Source organism: Paenibacillus oryziterrae, assembly GCF_042610485.1.
Classification (GTDB): domain Bacteria; phylum Bacillota; class Bacilli; order Paenibacillales; family Paenibacillaceae; genus Paenibacillus_AQ.
Map to the genome: position 1 here is coordinate 206,380 of NZ_JBGJZO010000002.1, position 16,128 is coordinate 222,507.

The following is a 16,128-nucleotide window of genomic DNA, read 5'->3' on the forward strand; positions in this document are numbered from 1 at the left end:
AATTAATCCTATCTAATTAGTTGGTTATGGACTTATAATACTGACTTCATCTCTGCCTGTCAAACCTTTTTTTATAATAAATGAGATGTTAAATGCCTAGGTATCTCCTATGTCGCCTATTCAGTGTTTTGCCGAGCTCAGGTGCTGGATAAGGTTCCTGCAAGACCCACTTGTCAGGTCTCTTGTAAAGTAATATCATTGCTACATCTTATAGAAGAATAGAATCACACCGCAAATGTCGGGGGAGACAAACTATGGGGATGGACTTTGAGTATGTGCCCGCGCCGGCTAGACCCCGGCTGCACCGCCGCATACTGGGAGAGATCGGACGAAGAATTGAAGAAACCTACAAGTACGATACCACGTTATGGCGTACCGCACTTGCAGGCTTATGGACGATATGTTTTTTGGTCTTTACCTTAACTATGTTGGGCATACCTACCGGATTTGGAGTACCTGCTGATATACTCCTTGCTGCAATCGCAGGGACCCTGGTGCTTTCCATAGCAGGCAATGCACTGGCTGTGCTACTGGCTCTGACAGGCCTGCGTATACCCCGACTCTATGCCGGGAGCCTGTTATCCACGGCGGGTATTATTCTACTTATCTTATATTATGCAGATCTTGAAATAGAAGCGGCAGCAGTGGCTGCCGGTCTGGCAACTCTGATAGGAGCAGTCGCTGGTATCGCACTCGGTCTGCTGCGCAGCCGGAGAATTCTGACCGGTCTGCTGCTGGCGCTCGTCCTTGTTCTATCGCCTTTCGCCCTTGCCGCAGGCAGTGGCCAGAATACGGACCCGGCCAAGGATCTGGCTGACTTGTCCAGCGGCGTTGCTCCACTGGCGGCTGATAATCCCGGAATACCGGGAAACTATGCCGTTACCAGCTTTACTTATGGCACCGGCAAGGATCTTCACCGGGCTGAATATGGCCAAGAGGTTGATCTGGTGTCCGCTTCAGCAGATGCCAGCGTCTATATTAAGAAATGGCAGAAGCTGCGCTCCCTATTCTGGGGATTCGACAGCAGCGCCTTACCGATTAACGGCCGGGTCTGGATGCCGGAAGGAGAAGGCCCCTTCCCGCTTGTTCTAATGGTTCACGGCAATCACATGATGGAGGATTATTCCGATGGAGGTTACGCTTATCTGGGAGAACTCCTGGCAAGCAGAGGTTTCATCGCCATCTCTCTGGATGAGAACTTCCTGAACTACTCGGCTTGGTCGGGCATACCGGATAATGACTTTAAAGTCCGGGCTTGGATGATCCTGAAGCACTTGGAACAGATCGGGGAATTCTCACAATCAGAGGGCAACCCGTTCTACCAAAAAGTTGATTATGCCCATACCGCTCTGCTCGGCCACAGCCGCGGGGGGCAAGCAGTGGCGATGGCTGCAGATGCCGGACGCTGGTTCAAAGCAGATGCCGTCCTTACAGCAATTGCGAAGTTTCACATCACTTCTGTCGTTGCCATTGCCCCTACCGATAAAGCGGTGGACGGACTCCAAGCCCGGCTGAGTGACGTGAATTATCTGACACTCCAGGGTGCACGCGATGGCGATGTACATGATTTCTACGGTGATCGGCAGTACATCCGCAACTCGTATTCCCATGGTTCTTCCGCTTTCAAAAGCTCGCTGTACATCGAAGATGCCAATCACAGCCAGTTCAACACAGACTGGGGGCTCAGCGATCAGTCTTTTCCTACAGGATTATTCCTGAGCCGGGGCAGCATTATGGATGGAGAACAGCAGCGCCAGATTGCAAAAGTATATGTATCTGCCTTCCTTGAAACGACTTTACACGGGGACACCGGCTACACCGGATTGTTCCGCGACTACCGTACCGCCCTTGCCTGGCTGCCAGATACAAATTACATCAATCGGTTCCAAAACGGCGGATTCCGGCAGGTGGCCAACTTCGATGAAGACCGCAACAAAAAATCTGCCGGCCGCAGCGGTACCATTGATGCCGCTGGTCTCCGGTGGATCGAAGAGCCCGCCAAGGACAGAGAATCCAAGAGCAAAGCCACCTATGGTGTGGTGCTGGAGCGGACGGCGCTTGCCGGAGCCGAAGCCTCGTATACTATTAACCTTCAGGACAGCACGATAAACGACGTCATTCTGAATGGAGCAGCAGGCTTGTCATTCTCGATGTCCAACCTGAATAAGAACCCGGACGGGGAGAGCGGCATACCGCCATCACCGGACGTAGAAATCGAACTGACGGATTCGAATCAGGTGAGCAGCCGGATCCCGCTAGCCGAGATTAGGCCGATTCTTCCACTGCCTCAAACATGGTTCACCTTGACCCCGTGGCTGGAGGAACGAATCAGCAACCACAAATATGGTGATCTTTCAGAAGCAGTGTTCCAGACGTACGAAATGCCCTTCGGTGCATTCAAGAAGCAGGCTCCCGATTTAAATCCCGATCAAATCACTGCTATTACCTTCTACCTTGATAAAACCGGCGATTCGATCATGCTGGATGATATCGGATTCTATGATCATAATGTACTTGAGTAACTAACAGTGTTCTTGCCCTTATCCTCTTGTTTATGCAAAAACCCGTCCCCTACCGGTTCTGCCGGAATTGGACGGGTTTTTCGTTTACAGGAATTTAATACATACCGGCGTCGGCAGCGCCAGATCATTCCCGGTTGGAATCAGACGGCCATTGTCACTATCAATCATGTAGGAGGTTATGCTGCCGCTGTTCTGATTCGCCACAAGCAGAAATTGTTCCCGGATGGCAAAGTTACGTGGTGTACGCCCCCCGGAGGTTTGCCAGTCGATAGCCGTAAGTACACCGCTGGAATCATCAATCGCAAACAATACAATACTGTCATGACCCCGGTTAGAGGCATATAAATAACGCCCGCATGAAGAAATATGAATATCTGCCGCATTATCATCGCTCCCAGCACCATAATGCTCCGGAAGTGTAGAAACATGCTGCAGAACATTCAGGTTCCCGAACACCTCGTCATATGTAAACACGGTTACGGTATTATTCAGCTCGTTGACCGCATAAACCCATTTGCCCGAGGGGTGGAACGCCAGATGACGAGGACCTGATCCGGGAGGAAGGTTAATTTCACGATGAGCGGTGAGCTTGCCCTCTTCAAGCTGGTAGAACAATACTTGATCCAGACCCAAATCACAGACCAGGACACGCTCCCCGCTGCCATCCGGAAATATGGAGTGCGGATGCGCAGCTTCCTGCCGGTCTTCGCGGACTCCTGAGCCCGTGTGCAGCACCTGGGAGGACATCGGCATCAGTGAACCGTCCGTGTTCACAGGGAACACATTAATATTTCCGCCTGAATAGTTGGAGACGAAGACGAAATTCTCCTGAGGACTGATCGACACATAACATGGCGCTCCTCCCCCCGTCGGCTGGCTGCCCAGATTACTCAGGGTCCGGGTGCGGGGGTCGATGGCAAATGCATAGATCTTCCCCTCATCGGTCTCACTGACAGCGTATATTATGCTTTTCGCAGAATTTACTGCCAGGTAAGACGGGTTCGCAATTCCTTTCGTGCCGTCCAGCACCCGCATTTCACCACTAGCAAGATCCAGAGTGCATAGAAATATGGACTCTTCTCCTTCCGGATTATAGGTCCCAACATAGAATAAAGTTTGATCCGAACGTTCCATGGCAGCGTCTCCTTTAAGTTAAGGTGAATACGTAAATTCCAATATACACCTGCATTTTTTCACTATAGCATGTTTAAGTAAACGATTCATCCGGAAATGAAACGATGCTTCCCTGAACAGAATATTCTTTCATTCGGCAAATTCTGACACATGATTTAAACTCTTCGCTTGAGGTTAATAGTTACCATCCAAGACACCACAACAACGAAAAGGAGCTGACACATTATGAGTTTTTTATGGATGCTGATTGTAGGCGGGATTATTGGTTGGTTGGCAGGTCTGATCATGGGACGGGATATTCCGGGCGGTGTGATCGGCAACATTATTGCCGGTATTCTGGGTTCATGGCTGGGTGGATTGCTGCTGGGAAGCTGGGGACCACAGGTAAGTGACTTCTATGTCTTCCCGTCGCTAATCGGAGCTATTATACTGATCTTTATCGTCAGTCTGATTCTCCGCTCTGTCGGTGGACGCAGCCGTTCTTAAGACCTCTTGGATAGATTAGTAATTAGTAACTGTATATAGTTGCTTTGATTATAAACCGCCGGAGTCTATCCGGCGGTTTATTTAGGCATATACTCCATGGAGCGCCCGGGAGAGCCGGGGAGTCTTTTCAGGTCCATGTGATGCCCACTTTTTTCTGCTATAATGTAGGCACGTATGGATTTAAACATAGGGAGGAACATCATTTATGGGCAACCTTAACCCTACATTTCTACATATCGGCTCCACTCTAGGTGCCGCATTTATGGCGCTAATGGTTATTATCATCCGACTAAAGGCCAGCGAGCGTCCGGTTACTCTCCGCAAAATCTGGATTCCGCCGCTTGGCATGTCCACCGGATTTGCCATGTTTGTGGCTCCTGAGGTCAGATTTCCTTTATGGTGGGGCCCTGTCGCTTTTCTGGTTGGGTGGTTTATCTTCGCTTATCCGCTGATCAGCAGTACTAAATTCGAACATCGTGACGGACAAATCTATGCCCAGCGCTCCAAAAGCTTCGCTTTTATTCTGCTCGGTCTGCTGGTGGTCCGCTCGCTGCTGCATGAGTTCATTAACCGGTATGTGTCCATTCCACAATCAGGCGGCTTGTTCTTCATCCTCGCTTTCGGCATGATTCTCCACTGGAGATTGTTCATGTATAAGCGCTACAACCTACTTACCTCAGAGAAGGAACCTCTTGCGCAACCAAGAAGTTAGCTTGTCCAAGTAAAGAGCATTCAAGACGCTGCAGAAGGCATTTGAATGTCTCTTTTTTTGTTTGACTGCAGACTAGCCCTTACAACGCATGTTATTTGTGACAGAAAAAGTCGGAGTACAGCACGATTTTCTACATTTGATGTCAGGTAACTTACGACGGGATACGTTAATATAATAAATAGATTACTGGCATAACTTTTAGAGAGCGGGGATTGGCAATTGAAAAGTAAATCGAGAAAAGTGGCAATTGTAGGCTCCGGCATGGTGGGCTCCAGCTGCGCCTATTCCATGGTCAACCAGGCGATCTGCGACGAGATCATGATGGTCGACCGTACTTATGACCGTGCGATGGCCCAGGCCCTTGACCTCTCACACTGCATGGATTTCACCGGAACACGCACGAAGGTATATGCCGGAACCGCCCGCGATTGCGGGGGTATGGATGTGGTTATTATCACTGCAGGCGCAAATCCCAAACCGGGACAGACCAGACTTGATGTGCTGGATGATGCTGCAGTCATTACCAAGGGGATTGTTACTGATATCATGGCTGGCGAATTTGACGGTATTTTCGTCGTTGCCGCGAATCCGGTGGATATCGTCACTTATATGGTATGGAAAATCTCCGGCCTGCCGCGGCACAGAGTCATTGGCACCGGCACCTCTATTGACTCTTCACGCCTAAAAACACTGCTGTCGGAAGTCTTCTCCATCGACCCACGCAGCGTCAACGGTTATGCACTTGGCGAACATGGTGAATCCCAGTTTGTCGCCTGGTCACATGTTACCATCGGCGGGAAGCCGATTCTGCAGATTATCGAGCAGCACCGTGAACGGTTCCGGCATCTGGACCTGGAGGATATTGCCCGTAAGACCAAGGATGCCGGATGGGAAATCTTCACGCGCAAGGGCTCAACCCATTTCGGTATCGGCAGCGCACTCGCCTACATTACACGCTCCATCCTGAACGACGAGCATAAAATCATCGCCGTTTCCGCTATTCTTGACGGGGAATACGGACAAAACGGTGTATGCGTAGGTGCGCCAGCGATTATCGGCAGCGGCGGGATCCAGGAACTGATCGAGTTCAACCTCGACAGCGCGGAATCCGCGAAGTTCAATACTTCCTGCGATATTATCCGCACCGGTATAAGGAGTCTTCAGCTAGACAAGGTATAGAAACAAACAAAGGGCTGTCTCATAAGCTATTAAATAGCTACTTGGGACGGCCCCACTTTTTTTGAGTTGGATTGACTTGTGCACTTGGTGGACGCTCCGCGAACGGACCGTTGTTTACGCTACACCTCTGTGTGGAGCAAAACAGTCAGCAATCATAAATTGAAATTGCAGGAGAAGGTACATGCCCTGTTCAAGAGTATTGAAGGCAAAGGTAATGGAGGGGATTTTGGAACTGGAGGAGCGGTAGCGTCCGCCTTTGTCTCCAGATTTCAACCGCGAACAGCGGTTTTAATCAAGAAATCTGGAGACAACAGCGGCCGGAAGTCCAAACATTCACCGTAGTTACGATCTCGCCCAAATGGCATTAGTTCAAGTTATATATCTGCCCTGATCAATTATCATGGCAGTTGCTACCCAGGATCAATTATCCGCTGTAACGGTAGCTCCCAGATTATAATCATCCTCTTCATTGTCGCGAATCGTCTTCTGCAGCACGAAGCAGGATACGATCAGGAAGGCCGCAGCAATGGCGTAATATCCTTTCACATAAAGGGGTTCTTCCAAAGTGTATAATCCTATGTATTCAAACAGCACGGCGATAACCAGCCCCGACCAGGACAGAAAGGTGAACGCCGACGTATTCCGCTTGCGGTGGTACGGATTCTGCTCCTGGAGGAACGAGTCTTCCTCGTTATCCCGGACAACCTTTTGCAGCATGAAGGAGGCAATAATCAGCAGCACCCCGCTTACGGCATAGTATCCTTTTACTGATAAAGGCTCTTTAAGCGTATAAACGCCTACAAACTCAAAGCCTGCCGCAAGGACAAACGCCGTCCACGCCATAAACGAATAGGCTGCGGTATTCCGTCTTCTGTAAAAATTCACTTTTCTCGGAGGTGCAGCTGTAATTATCGGCTGTTCCAGGTGGATCCCTTCTTCCGCTAGTAGTTTCTTTTTCATCAAATATCTTACTATAGAGTAATTATTTCTGTCATTAATTGTTTTATTATGGAATTGCCGCTTCTGTCACATGTAAAAAAGCTGCCTCAGCCCTGGATATGGCCTGACGACAGCTTGTGGTTTCCATTATTCAGAATACAAATCCGCTTTATACGCGGGATACTTCCTTGACCTGCAGTGCACGGACACTGTTCAGTACGGCCAATACCGTTACGCCCACATCCGAGAACACCGCTTCCCACATCGTCGCAATCCCGAAGGCCCCCAGCAGCAGGAACACCGCTTTGACACCCAGCGCGAAAATAATATTTTGCCAGACGATGGCTCGTGTCCGCTTGGCAATGCCGATTGCTACCGGGATCTTGGACGGCTCGTCAGTCATGATCACGATATCCGCCGCCTCAATGGCTGCATCGGAGCCCAGTCCTCCCATCGCCATACCGACATCCGCACGGGCCAGAACCGGTGTATCATTGATGCCGTCACCGACAAAAATGATTTTATCTCTCGGAGATTTCTGTGCATCCAGCCGTTCAATCTGCTCCACCTTATGCTGGGGCAAAAGCTCGGCGTATACCTCATCCACTCCCAACTGCTTCGCTACAGATTCAGCTACGGAAGCAGCATCTCCGGTCAGCATGACCGTCTTGCGGATGCCAAGACCCTTAAGCGCCGTGATCGCCTGGGCAGCATCCTCTTTCACCTCATCAGCAATGACCAGATACCCGCCGTAAACACCATTTATGGCTAAATGCACAGTTGTTCCCGCGAGTGTTGGCACCTCGTACGTTATGCCTTCCCGTTCCATCAGCCGTGCATTGCCAGCAAAGACCTTCTGCCCTTCCACAGTAACCTCAATACCATGTCCGGAAATTTCATTATAGTCACGGATGCTTTCATCCTTGATCTCCTGACCAAAGGCCTCACGGATGGATTCCGCAATCGGATGGCTGGAGTGGCTTTCTGCATAAGCAGCGATTTGAAGCAGTTCACTTTCAGTGCGTCCCTGTGCCGGATAAATCCCCGTTACCTTGAACTGACCTTTAGTTAATGTTCCCGTCTTATCAAATACGACATATTTCACGTCGCCGAGCGCTTCCAGATAGTTGCTGCCCTTAATCAGGATGCCGCTTCTTGAGGCCGCCCCGATCCCCCCAAAGAAGCCGAGAGGGATGGAGACAACCAGCGCACATGGGCATGAAATCACGAGGAAGATCAGCGCACGGTAGATCCATTCAGAGAATGTAGCTCCACTGATAACGAGCGGTGGAATTACCGCCAGAAGCAGCGCAGTGATGACCACTACTGGTGTGTACCGCCGGGCGAACTTTGTAATGAATTTCTCGGTTGGCGCCTTATGGCTGGAAGCATTCTGGACCAGCTCCAGAATCTTGGAAACTGCAGATTCACCGAATGTCTTCGTCACTTCCACGGTAATCACACCGTTCCGGTTGATGAATCCGCTCAGTACAGTGCTGCCCGGCTCCGCCGAACGTGGCACGGATTCTCCCGTAAGTGCGGAAGTATCCATCATCGAGCTTCCTTCAGTGATCACTCCATCCAGCGGAACCTTCTCCCCCGGTCTGACCACAATCAAATCACCGATCGCCACCTGCTCGGGAGATATGCTACGGATGCCTTCGGCTGTCTTAAGATTCGCCGTCTCCGGACGGATATCCATAAGTGCAGTGATAGAGCGGCGCGAGCGATTGACCGCAAGACCCTGGAACAATTCCCCCACCTGGTAAAAGAGCATTACGGCAACGCCTTCCGGATATTCCCCAATCGCAAAAGCGCCAATGGTGGCCAGTGCCATCAGGAAATTCTCATCAAACACCTGTCCGCGGACAATATTCCGAGCCGCCTGCAACACCACCTCACCGCCGACAATGACGTAAGCTAGCAGAAAGAGCAGTAACTCTGGAAGCCCGGAGACCGGGAGCAGTATCCCCGCTGCTGCCAGGACTCCGCCAGCCGCCAAACGCCATAGTGTCCGCCGGGTGTGATGCTCTCCCGCTTCATGAGTATGTTCATGTCCTTCATCATGCGCATCATTATGAGCATGATCTACGGTATTCGCATGGCCATCAGCAGCTGCATGTTCTCCAGCATGGGTATGATTATCGCCGCCAGCATGAACGTGTCCGTGTCCGGAGGAAACCGTTCTTCGCAGTCCCGGAGTCACTTTTTCCTTCAGCTTAACATGCGGCTCAAGTGCTGTGACGATTCGGACGGCTTCGGAATAAGCGGATTCCTTGTATCCGGCGGCCGTTTCCATGGTCAGCGTCTTGGTGACGAAATTTACGGAACAATCGGAGACGCCGTCGATCTTCTTCACATTATCCTCAATCTTCATGGCGCAATTCGCGCAGTGCAGACCTTCCAGGATCCACTGGCGCTTCAAATCCTTCTCCATTGTGCTCAAGTCCATCGACTCCTTCACCGCAATCTATATATGAGCAATCGTTCATATGTTCTGTTAGTTGTATTATATTCCTCTTGCTCTTGAAGTGTCAATCAAACAATTGCTTGACTTCATGATTCAAAAGGCGCATTATACATATATCGAACGGATATATCGAGACGATACATTTTAAAGAGGTGTTACGGTGTTAGATTTTATTATTTTAGGCATGTTAATGGACAGCACGATGAGTGGTTATGATTTGAAGAAGACGATCGACAGCTCAATAGGCACTATTTATAAAGCAAGTTACGGCAGCCTGTATCCGGCATTAAAGAAGTTAACAGAGAAGGGCATGGTATCCCTCACGGAAACCGACAGCAGCAAGAATAAGAAACTTTATTCATTAGTCCCAACCGGCAGACAAGCGTTTCTGGATTGGCTCTCCGGTCCTCTGCAAGGCCCGCGCAATGAACAGCTAATCCGCATTTTCTTCTTCGACTATCTGGATGAGGAGACCCGGCAGCGGCGGTTCAATGAATACCTGTTCAAGCTGGAGCAGGAAATACAGACCCTCGAAACTGTCAAGAACATTGTAGACGGAGAGCTGGCCGGGATTCCACAGCCGGAGAATTACTATTACCGTGTTTCTGTACTAGGCTATGGACTGAAGCATTACCAAATGGAAAAGCAGTGGATAACGGATATTCAGGAGAGGAAGAATCTAAACCATGTCAACCCAAGCCCGGAAATCTAAAGTCTCATTGTCACAAAGACGCCCTGTTCTAACTGTTGTTATTATCGAACTTTTGCTATTGCTAGCCGTATTTGCAGCCGGAGCGTATGCCACCATTAACGAGATTACGTCCTACACCTCGCCGGTATTGATCTCTTTTATCCCCATTGCGCTCGTCTTAATCATCTATTTCACAGTGAAAAATAAGTGGACTGCTCTTGGTTTCCGTTCGCTCCGCAGCATTTCTGCCGGAGAATGGAAATATTTCATCCCCCTAATCCTTGTGCTAATTACCGTCAGCCTGAAGGGCTTCCAGAGCATCAGTCTCTCTAAAGTCCTGTTCTTTATCGGGTTCACCCTGCTAGTCGGATTCGTGGAAGAGAGTATATATCGCGGTCTGATTCTGAAAACACTGCTGCCTAAAGGGATCAAAACAGCAGTCATTACCTCATCCCTCCTGTTCTCTGTAACTCATCTGCTGAATGCCATATCCGGCCAAAATCTTACACAAACGCTGCTGCAGCTTGTCTACGCACTTCTTGTCGGTGGTGTACTCGCCTTGCTTATGGTCCGCAACAATAATATTATTCCGCTGATCCTGTTCCATTTCATACATAACCTAATCCAATTCGTAGGGAACGATAACACCAGTGCTTATCTCGGTTACGACATCTTTATTCTTGTAATTTTGGCTGCGCAGTGCGTATGGCTGGCGTTGAGCTTGAGAAATACCGCAACCCCCGCCAAGCTGAGCAAGGCAAGCTAACTCCCAGGCTATAGGCCGTAATACAAGGAGAAACGGCTAAATGATAGAGTGAAACAAATACATTCTTATATTAGAAAAAGGGACTGCCTCGTCCGTAGATCATCTACGTCCGGGACCGTCCCTTAGTTGGCTATATCCTATTCATGGCTAATATGCTGATGGGTCTGCAGAAAGATCTGCTCCACATGCGCGTCATTCAAAGAGTAATACACCGTCTTACCTTCCTTACGGCGCTTGACGATCCGCAAATTCCGCAAATACCGGAGCTGATGAGATACGGCAGATTGCCCCATGTCTAGCAAAGTGGACAAATCATGCACACACAGCTCTCTCTGGGACAAAGCATAAATCAGTCTTACTCTTGTCGGATCTCCGAGTGCTTTGAACATTTCCGCCATCTTATCCGTCGTTCCGGGGTCTGGCAGAACCAGCTTCAGGGACTCCAGCTCCTGCTCTGAGCCCTCGCATGTATTGTCGCATTCTTCCAGTGCTACTGGCTCCATATTCCCGCCTCCCGATGGGTCATCCGGCAGTGCCGGGTGCTATTCTGTACATAATTATATGGAAATCCTTTTGCAATGTCCATTCGGGATCAAGGAACGCAGATCAGACTGGAATATCCCAAGAAACAATGGTTTACAGTGATTACACCGCTTTGCGCCGGAAGAACAGTAGGCCTGCCGTGAAAAATATTATAAAGCTTCCGAGCACAACAACCATCAGGCTTTCGAGCGGCAAATTAAAAGCACCGAAGGCGTCCCCTGATGAATAGGGAGACATGGCAATTATCGGCTGGACCCAAGGATAATAAGGCCCGTAAGTCGCGGAATTGGCAATTAGAATATTCGGCAGCGTAAAGCTGACATTCAAGGCCAGCGGTGCTGCGAAGCTGCTCCATCCCTGAGACACCGCAAGCTGAAGTGCCGCAAGCGGCAAAACGGCGATCCAGCCGCCAAGAACCCTTGTAAATAGCAGTTCCCATGGAACGGGGCCCGCATCCCGGATCCACCCCATTCCCAGCAGACACAGAAGAAAGACAAGCTGCACGGCAGCAAGCAGACCTGCAGCCAGTACAAACTTGGACAGGTACACCGTCCCCCGGGTCACCGGAAGCGAGAGAAGTTGCTTCCAGCCGCCATTCTGATGCTCATAACGGCATAATAAAGCAACAAACAGGCCGGATAGGATCGGCAGAAGCAGCAATGCATGAAGCATACCCATGAGCGACAGCAGCCCTTCCCAGGTGAACCCTTCCGGCTCCTTAGCCAGGGCTCCAATTAGCACCGCGAACGCAGGACTGGCCAGAACAAGCAGCCACAGATGAGACTTGGACAACTTGATCCTCTCCGCGGACAACACTCTCCAGAATAGCTTCATGTCAGTCCACATCCTTTCGTGAGAAATGCAGCGCCCCCGGTAGAATGAGTACTAGGCCGAGCAGGATTCCCGCCCCGGTAAACTGAACATATCGCGAACTGCCCCAGGCATAATAAGGCCAGACTAAAGGAACCCATTCCCATATATACGACCAGAACAAGGACAGAATGGATAAAATAACTCCTAATGAGACTGAGAACGCCTGATTGCTGAAGGTCAGGGACAGCCACAACTGCAGTGCCAGCACGGGCAGTGCAGCGCCGTACGGCAGGAGACCCATCCGCAAGATATCTCCGTATGGAATCTGATCCCCTCCAAATCCCAGCAGGAGGCCAAGGATAATTACGCCCGCAGAGAGCAGCAGACAGGACACGGTCAATAACAGCAAGATCAGAATCAGCTTAGACATAAACACCGTTATCCGCGAAACAGGCAATGCAAGAAGCTGTTTCCAGGAGCTCATCTGGTACTCTATATTTGCCATTAATGAACAAATCAGCGTAGTGCCCAGGAATAAAGCAACCGGAACAAAAAATGAGACATTATCCAGAAGCGCTCCCCAAAGATCCGGAGCATATTGCTGCTTGATGTAATCCAGGCGCAGTCCAAAATTCAAAGCCTGCATGGCTACCAGTCCGACCGGACCCAGAAAGACGAGAAACCATAGTCCCTTGCCGCGGATCTTCAGCCAGTCCGCCGACAGTGCGCGCCAAATCATGGCTCCACCCCGCCCACAACCTGCAGGAAGAACTCCTCAAGGGATTGTCTATGCTCTTCCACCCGGTATACGGCGTGGCCATTCTCTACGAGCATCTTCACCAGAAGAGCTACTCTGGCATCATTCATCCGCGGGAAAGAGATTACTCCCTGCCGGATAGCCCCATCATAACCTTGTCTTGCGGCAGCAGATAACGCAGCTTCCGGGTCCGATACCGAGAGGCGCATTTCTCCCGCCACCCGCTGACCGAGATTTACAATGCTGTCCTGATACACCATCCGGCCCTGGCGGATGATCCCTACTGTATCTGCCATCAGCTCGATTTCGCTTAGTAAATGGCTCGATACCATAACTGTTATGCCATGCTCCTGCGGCATCCGCTTGATCAGCTCACGGATCTCCTGGATGCCCGACGGATCAAGCCCGTTGGTTGGCTCATCCAGAATCAGCAGCTCCGGGCTGCCCAGCAGTGCAGAGGCAATACCAAGCCGCTGTTTCATACCAAGCGAGAAGCCTTTCACCGGACGTTTCTCTTCCCCCGTCAATGAGACGATATCCAACACCTCGGAGATCCGGGATTTGGGAACGTCCAGAATGCGGCGGATGGCCTCCAAATTCTGAACCGCGGTAAGATGCCCGTAATAGGAGGGGGACTCCACCATAGACCCTATTTTACGGAGGATATTCAGTTTGTCTTTTCTAAGATCCTTGCCGAATATTTCGATGTTCCCAGCCGTCGGGGAGATTAATCCCAGAAGCATGCGGATGGTCGTTGTCTTGCCAGCTCCGTTCGGCCCGAGAAATCCGTAAATCTCGCCCCTCTTGATATTGAGATTCAAATCCTCGACCGCCGCCCGTCCGCGGTATTCCTTCACCAGGCCTTTGGTTTCAATAATGGTCACACTCATTCTCTTCACCTCGGAGAACAGCATAACCCGCCAAGGTTAAAAGAGCGCCCCGCTCAAGTTTAAGTTTTGTTTAAATTTCCGTCTCCGGGTGCAAAAATCACAATGGAGGTACCCGATGATGAGCTGTCCGCATTCCACATAAGTTTCATCCGTCCAAGCAGCAGATCGACAATCGATAACCCGAGTCCTGCACCCTTAGCTCCTGTAGTACTCTGCAACCCTTGGCCGTGGTCGGAAATAATGATAACGCGGGATCCGCCACGGATTTCAGTAAATAACCCTACATAACGGCCGCTGGAGGCATGGCGCATAATATTCTGATACAGATTATCGAGTACGCGCCGGAACCAGATTTCATCCACTTCCCAATACAGCGGCTCACCTTCCAGGTCGATGTCCACCTCGAAGCCTTCCTTTTCCCACAACGGGTACCAAGCCGCCGCGCTTTCCCGCATCAGCCGCAGTACATCCTTCCGTTCAGGCTTAAGAATCACTCTGCCGCTGGTCAGTAAATTGTAAGAGAGCAGGTTATCAATCAGAACACTGAGATCGGCAATACGTTCATCCATCAGTCTCAGCGACTGCCTGCCTTCTTCCGACAGGCTCTCTGTACCGAGAGTGTAGACATGACTACGGACAACGGTGAGCGGAGTTCTTAGATCATGGGATAGATCGGAGATCAGACGCTTGCGCAGACCCTCCTCCTCCAGCTCCCGGCGGCGGCTGTCCTTCAGCTCGGTCACCATGGTGTTGAAGGCTTCCTCTAGCATCCCGATTTCATCAGGCTTGCCCTTTGGAATAAGATCCGGAAAGCCTTCCTGTCCGCCCGTTGTCATCGCTCTTTGCAGACGCAAAAGACGCCTGCGGATCTTCTCAAAAAACAGCCAGGAGACCGCTGCGAACAAAAGCACGATAAAGATCAGCACCCATCCGTAGCTGTTCATGTATAACGGTGATCTTCCTTTATTCATCCAAATGCGGGGAAGCTGCATCACCATAAACCCCTGACCCGCTTCGGCCTTGTCCCCTATAAATGCCACAATCGTAAAGGGATCGCCGTTCGAACCCTCCTTCATAAAGGAAATTGCCTGGGCAGCAGTCCAGTGGGCGGGGATAAGGTCCGGATTTATAGAATCTTCCCGATCTGCTGCATCCGCCGAAACACTTGTGGCAACCGGGCCTATTGCAGTCTGAGTCTCACCTTCCCCGTCCACCCAGAACATCATGCTGCGGGTATAGGTACGGCTTAATTCCTCCAGCCGGGCATCCACCTCTGCGGGGAGAGCGTCCTTCAGGTGAAGAGCCTCCGCATGCCACATTTTCTCCAGTCTCAAGCCGCTTGCATAAAGTCCCGCTTCTTCTGAAAGACCGGACAACGGTTTATCTTCTACTAAAACACCCAATTCATTGTACAGACCAAAGCTAATCGGAATAATGATCGGCAGAAAAATAAGGGCTATCATTATAATTAAGAGATAGCGGGACAAAAGGGATTGCCGGAACCGGGAGATACGTCCGTTCTTCCTCATGCTCTTACCCGGTAGCCAACCCCACGGACCGTCTCAATGATCTGCGGGTCGGCAGGATCCAACTCCAGCTTCTCTCTCAGATAGCGAATATGAACCATCAACGTCTTATCGCCTTCCATATAAGGCTCCCCCCAAACGGCTTCGTAAATCTGCTCCTTCGTCATAATCTGATTCAAGTGCCGCAGCAGATAATTAAAGATTTGAAATTGCTTGCCGGTCAGCAGAATCTCCTCCCCGGTGTCTGCCTGGATAATCCGGTTATCCCCTTCCTGAATGACTAGATGCTTCAGTGCCAGAGCCTCAGAGACCGCTGCACCGGCACGCCGAAGCAGCACTTCAATCCGCGCCGCCAGCTCATCCGGATGAAAGGGCTTGGTCAAATAATCGTCCGCAAACTGCAGACCCTGCAGTTTATCGTCTATCGAGGTCCGGGCGGAGAGCATCAGGATCGGCAGCTGGGGATAGGCCTTCTTTAGCCGCTGACCCACAGTAAAGCCGTCGAGGCCCGGCAGCATAACATCCAGAATGGCCAGCTGGCAATCCTTCGCCTGCTCTAAAGCGCCTTCTCCACTCTGCAGCCAGTGTACCGAATAATTTCTTCCGCTCAAATCAGTTGTAACCGCCCTGCCAATCTCCCGGTCATCTTCAATATATAACAGCTCAATGCCCATGCCACATCCCAACCCTTTCCTCATAC

Annotated in this window: 16 protein-coding genes and 1 pseudogene; 7 read left to right on the top strand and 10 right to left on the bottom strand. The window is 50.6% G+C overall.

The window, feature by feature from the left end:
* Window positions 1-254 precede the first annotated feature (254 nt).
* Entirely contained in the window at window positions 255-2,522 is a 2,268-nt protein-coding gene (locus tag ACAN55_RS03355; protein ID WP_379128074.1) for an alpha/beta hydrolase, read from the top strand.
* Window positions 2,523-2,606: 84 nt separating this feature from the next.
* Here ACAN55_RS03355 and ACAN55_RS03360 read toward each other — a convergent pair whose 3' ends face one another.
* On the bottom strand, window positions 2,607-3,656 hold the full coding sequence (locus ACAN55_RS03360; RefSeq protein WP_379128077.1) for a lactonase family protein: 1,050 nt from the start codon (window positions 3,654-3,656) through the stop codon (window positions 2,607-2,609).
* 225 nt (window positions 3,657-3,881) lie between these two features.
* On the opposite strand from ACAN55_RS03360, the gene ACAN55_RS03365 reads away from it, so the two are divergent.
* The 4 genes from ACAN55_RS03365 (at window position 3,882) to ACAN55_RS03380 (ending at window position 6,375) form a co-directional block, all read left to right on the top strand.
* A complete protein-coding gene (locus ACAN55_RS03365; protein WP_379128080.1) occupies window positions 3,882-4,142 on the top strand; it encodes a GlsB/YeaQ/YmgE family stress response membrane protein in 261 nt (86 codons plus the stop codon).
* A 205-nt stretch (window positions 4,143-4,347) separates the two neighbouring features.
* Window positions 4,348-4,854 carry a CcdC family protein gene (locus tag ACAN55_RS03370; RefSeq protein ID WP_379128082.1) on the top strand — a complete coding sequence of 169 codons (507 nt, stop codon included), beginning with the start codon at window positions 4,348-4,350 and terminating at the stop codon, window positions 4,852-4,854.
* Between the two features lie 219 nt (window positions 4,855-5,073).
* Window positions 5,074-6,033 (top strand): L-lactate dehydrogenase, encoded by a 960-nt coding sequence (locus tag ACAN55_RS03375; protein ID WP_379128084.1) that lies wholly within the window; start codon window positions 5,074-5,076, stop codon window positions 6,031-6,033.
* A gap of 129 nt (window positions 6,034-6,162) precedes the next feature.
* Window positions 6,163-6,375, top strand: a complete 213-nt coding sequence (locus tag ACAN55_RS03380; RefSeq protein ID WP_379128086.1) for a hypothetical protein — start codon at window positions 6,163-6,165, stop codon at window positions 6,373-6,375.
* A gap of 78 nt (window positions 6,376-6,453) precedes the next feature.
* Here ACAN55_RS03380 and ACAN55_RS03385 read toward each other — a convergent pair whose 3' ends face one another.
* From ACAN55_RS03385 to ACAN55_RS03395, 3 genes and pseudogenes are all read right to left on the bottom strand, one after another.
* Complete coding sequence (locus ACAN55_RS03385; protein ID WP_379128702.1) at window positions 6,454-6,654, bottom strand: YiaA/YiaB family inner membrane protein; 201 nt, start codon at window positions 6,652-6,654, stop codon at window positions 6,454-6,456.
* Between the two features lie 57 nt (window positions 6,655-6,711).
* Window positions 6,712-6,876 (bottom strand): annotated as a pseudogene (locus tag ACAN55_RS03390) (YiaA/YiaB family inner membrane protein); the annotation flags it as partial.
* Window positions 6,877-7,141: 265 nt separating this feature from the next.
* Window positions 7,142-9,409, bottom strand: coding sequence for a heavy metal translocating P-type ATPase (locus tag ACAN55_RS03395; protein WP_379128089.1), 2,268 nt, complete (start codon window positions 9,407-9,409; stop codon window positions 7,142-7,144).
* 193 nt (window positions 9,410-9,602) lie between these two features.
* On the opposite strand from ACAN55_RS03395, the gene ACAN55_RS03400 reads away from it, so the two are divergent.
* Both ACAN55_RS03400 and ACAN55_RS03405 read left to right on the top strand, forming a co-directional pair.
* Complete coding sequence (locus ACAN55_RS03400) at window positions 9,603-10,154, top strand: PadR family transcriptional regulator (protein ID WP_379128092.1); 552 nt, start codon at window positions 9,603-9,605, stop codon at window positions 10,152-10,154.
* Window positions 10,129-10,899, top strand: a complete 771-nt coding sequence (locus tag ACAN55_RS03405) for a CPBP family intramembrane glutamic endopeptidase (protein WP_379128094.1) — start codon at window positions 10,129-10,131, stop codon at window positions 10,897-10,899. Before ACAN55_RS03400 ends, ACAN55_RS03405 begins: the two co-directional genes overlap by 26 nt.
* A 137-nt stretch (window positions 10,900-11,036) precedes the next feature.
* On the opposite strand, the gene ACAN55_RS03410 is transcribed toward ACAN55_RS03405, so the two are convergent.
* From ACAN55_RS03410 to ACAN55_RS03435, 6 genes are all read right to left on the bottom strand, one after another.
* The gene (locus tag ACAN55_RS03410) at window positions 11,037-11,402 is read right to left on the bottom strand and encodes an ArsR/SmtB family transcription factor (RefSeq protein ID WP_379128097.1); all 366 of its coding nucleotides are present in this window, start codon (window positions 11,400-11,402) and stop codon (window positions 11,037-11,039) included.
* Window positions 11,403-11,544: 142 nt separating this feature from the next.
* The gene (locus ACAN55_RS03415; protein ID WP_379128099.1) at window positions 11,545-12,276 is read right to left on the bottom strand and encodes an ABC transporter permease; all 732 of its coding nucleotides are present in this window, start codon (window positions 12,274-12,276) and stop codon (window positions 11,545-11,547) included.
* A 1-nt stretch (window position 12,277) separates the two neighbouring features.
* Entirely contained in the window at window positions 12,278-12,994 is a 717-nt protein-coding gene (locus ACAN55_RS03420) for an ABC transporter permease (RefSeq protein WP_379128102.1), read from the bottom strand.
* Window positions 12,991-13,902, bottom strand: coding sequence for an ABC transporter ATP-binding protein (locus ACAN55_RS03425; protein WP_379128105.1), 912 nt, complete (start codon window positions 13,900-13,902; stop codon window positions 12,991-12,993). The genes ACAN55_RS03420 and ACAN55_RS03425 overlap by 4 nt, the downstream gene beginning before the upstream one ends.
* A gap of 59 nt (window positions 13,903-13,961) precedes the next feature.
* On the bottom strand, window positions 13,962-15,431 hold the full coding sequence (locus ACAN55_RS03430) for a sensor histidine kinase (protein WP_379128108.1): 1,470 nt from the start codon (window positions 15,429-15,431) through the stop codon (window positions 13,962-13,964).
* Window positions 15,428-16,102, bottom strand: coding sequence for a response regulator transcription factor (locus tag ACAN55_RS03435; RefSeq protein ID WP_379128705.1), 675 nt, complete (start codon window positions 16,100-16,102; stop codon window positions 15,428-15,430). The genes ACAN55_RS03430 and ACAN55_RS03435 overlap by 4 nt, the downstream gene beginning before the upstream one ends.
* Window positions 16,103-16,128 lie beyond the last annotated feature (26 nt).

Coding starts and splice junctions, on each gene's coding strand:
- ACAN55_RS03355 (WP_379128074.1), top strand. CDS start 255: ATGGGGATGGACTTTGAGTATGTGCCCGCGCCGGCTAGACCCCGGCTG.
- ACAN55_RS03360 (WP_379128077.1), bottom strand. CDS start 3,656: ATGGAACGTTCGGATCAAACTTTATTCTATGTTGGGACCTATAATCCG.
- ACAN55_RS03365 (WP_379128080.1), top strand. CDS start 3,882: ATGAGTTTTTTATGGATGCTGATTGTAGGCGGGATTATTGGTTGGTTG.
- ACAN55_RS03370 (WP_379128082.1), top strand. CDS start 4,348: ATGGGCAACCTTAACCCTACATTTCTACATATCGGCTCCACTCTAGGT.
- ACAN55_RS03395 (WP_379128089.1), bottom strand. CDS start 9,409: ATGGAGAAGGATTTGAAGCGCCAGTGGATCCTGGAAGGTCTGCACTGC.
- ACAN55_RS03405 (WP_379128094.1), top strand. CDS start 10,129: ATGTCAACCCAAGCCCGGAAATCTAAAGTCTCATTGTCACAAAGACGC.
- ACAN55_RS03410 (WP_379128097.1), bottom strand. CDS start 11,402: ATGGAGCCAGTAGCACTGGAAGAATGCGACAATACATGCGAGGGCTCA.
- ACAN55_RS03415 (WP_379128099.1), bottom strand. CDS start 12,276: ATGAAGCTATTCTGGAGAGTGTTGTCCGCGGAGAGGATCAAGTTGTCC.
- ACAN55_RS03420 (WP_379128102.1), bottom strand. CDS start 12,994: ATGATTTGGCGCGCACTGTCGGCGGACTGGCTGAAGATCCGCGGCAAG.
- ACAN55_RS03425 (WP_379128105.1), bottom strand. CDS start 13,902: ATGAGTGTGACCATTATTGAAACCAAAGGCCTGGTGAAGGAATACCGC.
- ACAN55_RS03430 (WP_379128108.1), bottom strand. CDS start 15,431: ATGAGGAAGAACGGACGTATCTCCCGGTTCCGGCAATCCCTTTTGTCC.
- ACAN55_RS03435 (WP_379128705.1), bottom strand. CDS start 16,102: ATGGGCATTGAGCTGTTATATATTGAAGATGACCGGGAGATTGGCAGG.